This is a genomic window from Pseudoalteromonas sp. T1lg76 (genome assembly GCF_002964725.1).
Lineage (GTDB): Bacteria > Pseudomonadota > Gammaproteobacteria > Enterobacterales > Alteromonadaceae > Pseudoalteromonas.
In genome coordinates this window covers 1-2,099 of record NZ_PQCE01000070.1, presented here as the reverse complement: position 1 = coordinate 2,099, position 2,099 = coordinate 1, and the positions used below count along the sequence as shown (strand labels likewise).

1 protein-coding gene, 4 tRNA genes and 1 rRNA gene are annotated in these 2,099 nt (G+C 47.4%); 3 read left to right on the top strand and 3 right to left on the bottom strand.

Annotation, left to right across the window (positions count from 1 at the left end; genetic code table 11):
* Window positions 1–14: 14 nt before the first annotated feature.
* The 3 genes from C2M35_RS15220 to C2M35_RS15210 all read right to left on the bottom strand — a co-directional run bounded on the left by C2M35_RS15220 (window position 15) and on the right by C2M35_RS15210 (window position 387).
* Window positions 15–90, bottom strand: a tRNA-Val gene (locus tag C2M35_RS15220).
* A gap of 114 nt (window positions 91–204) precedes the next feature.
* Window positions 205–280 (bottom strand) — tRNA-Val (locus C2M35_RS15215).
* 31 nt (window positions 281–311) lie between these two features.
* Window positions 312–387: transfer RNA gene (locus C2M35_RS15210), tRNA-Val, on the bottom strand.
* A 274-nt stretch (window positions 388–661) separates the two neighbouring features.
* On the opposite strand from C2M35_RS15210, the gene C2M35_RS15205 reads away from it, so the two are divergent.
* From C2M35_RS15205 to C2M35_RS15190, 3 genes are all read left to right on the top strand, one after another.
* Entirely contained in the window at window positions 662–1,462 is an 801-nt protein-coding gene (locus tag C2M35_RS15205) for a DODA-type extradiol aromatic ring-opening family dioxygenase (protein ID WP_105200626.1), read from the top strand.
* A 192-nt stretch (window positions 1,463–1,654) separates the two neighbouring features.
* A tRNA-Ala gene (locus C2M35_RS15200) sits at window positions 1,655–1,730 on the top strand.
* A gap of 147 nt (window positions 1,731–1,877) precedes the next feature.
* Window positions 1,878–2,099, top strand: a 16S ribosomal RNA gene (locus C2M35_RS15190); the annotation flags it as partial.

The following is a 2,099-nucleotide window of genomic DNA, read 5'->3' as shown; positions in this document are numbered from 1 at the left end:
CTCCATCAAGATGATGGTGGGTTGTACTGGACTTGAACCAGTGACCCTCGCCTTGTAAGGGCGATGCTCTCCCAACTGAGCTAACAACCCGGGTCTTATTAAATTCTATATGGTGGGTTGTACTGGATTTAACCAATAAACCTTGCCTTGCTAAGGATAATAGTGCGATTCCAGCATCGACTTTCCTTAACGCCATCTAAATGATGGTGGGTTGTACTGGACTTGAACCAGTGACCCTCGCCTTGTAAGGGCGATGCTCTCCCAACTGAGCTAACAACCCATATAGAATTTTCAGATGTGTCACTTTAAAGTGGTGGGTTGTACTGGACTTGAACCAGTGACCCTCGCCTTGTAAGGGCGATGCTCTCCCAACTGAGCTAACAACCCACATCTGGTAACAACATTGCTTGCTAAACGAATTAGCCGCGTTGTTGTGGGGCGCTATTATAGATAGAGAGAAAAGACTGTCAACACTTGAATGATACATTTTGTTTTAGGTGAGGCATTTATAGCCAATGCGTGGGCTATTTAATCAATTTTACCCTTATAAATGGACCGTCGGTGCGCGGTTGAACATTAGTTGTGCGCTCAGCGCCTGGTATTCGGCTTTGCATCTAATGACAATGCTCGTATTCCGTATACACAAGATGAAGAATTATCTATGAACTACAGTGCGTTTATTTCTCACGGCGGTGGACCACTTCCACTTTTGGGTCATGAAGGTCATAAGGAGATGGTTGAAACCTTAGAGGAGTTTGCGTCCTTAATTCCCAAACCTGCTGCAATTGTTGTGATCAGCGCCCATTGGGATACGACGGAGATAAAAGTGAACACCCAGGCTCAGCCCCCCTTATTGTATGACTATTATGGATTCCCAGAACAGGCCTACAATATTAAATATCCCGTTTCGGGCGCTCCTCAGTTGGCAAAAGAGTTGCTGTCAGGTTTGCAAGGGCTAGGAGTGCCAGTAATAGAGGAAACCGAGCGAGGTCTAGATCATGGTGTTTTTGTGCCCTTGGCCATAATGTACCCAGAGGCGGATATTCCTTGTGTGCAAATCTCTCTGCAGCGCGATTATAACCCCGAGCTCCACCTACAAATGGGTGAGCGTATAGCAAAGACGATTACACACTTGGATAATGTCCTTGTTTTAGGCTCCGGATTTTCCTTTCATAATATGGCAGCATTTCGATTGGCCGATAATAAGGAAGCTATTAAGAGCAACCTTGAGTTCGAGAATTGGCTGGAGCAGGTTTTAAATACGCCATTATCTAAGCAGGAGAGGGCGCAACACCTGATTAATTGGCAAAGTGTTCCTGGGGCACGAGATTGTCACCCCAGCGAAGAGCATTTAATGCCCTTGCATGTGGCCTATGGCGCTGCTCAATCTGTGCCTATAGCCTTTAAACAAGTTTCTGTGCTGCAAAAGAAGGCTACGTTTGCGCTCTGGGCTATGGCCTAAATAGGGCTTTTTGATTAATAAAAAACCACAAATACCAGTATCTTGCACAAGCTTTATGCGCTTTGTTTAAAATTGCCGCGGTCGATAAAAAGTTACCTAAAAAATGTTGACTTTGTTTTGGTGGCTGCATAGAATGCGCCCCGCACTAAGCGAGATGGCAGCGTCAAGTTTGCCCTTTTTGCACTCAGGTTTGGGGCTATAGCTCAGCTGGGAGAGCGCTTGCATGGCATGCAAGAGGTCGGCGGTTCGATCCCGCCTAGCTCCACCAAAATCTGCAGTGTACACGCTGCCCGCGCGTTGGGCTAGACTTCGAATGTCTAAGTGTTTAACTCGTATGGTAAGAGTCTAAATAACCAGTCCTAGTGACACATTTTGTGTCCCCTTCGTCTAGAGGCCTAGGACACCGCCCTTTCACGGCGGTAACAGGGGTTCGAATCCCCTAGGGGACGCCACTTTACCGTTGGAAACGACGGCTAATACCGCATAATGTCTACGGACCAAAGGGGGCTTCGGCTCTCGCCTTTAGATTGGCCCAAGTGGGATTAGTTAGTTGGTGAGGTAATGGCTCACCAAGGCGACGATCCCTAGCTGGTTTGAGAGGATGATCAGCCACACTGGAACTGAGACACGGTCCAGA

Bases quoted from the DNA above. Each gene is read 5' to 3' on its own strand.
- C2M35_RS15205 (WP_105200626.1), top strand. From the start codon at position 662: ATGAACTACAGTGCGTTTATTTCTCACGGCGGTGGACCACTTCCACTT.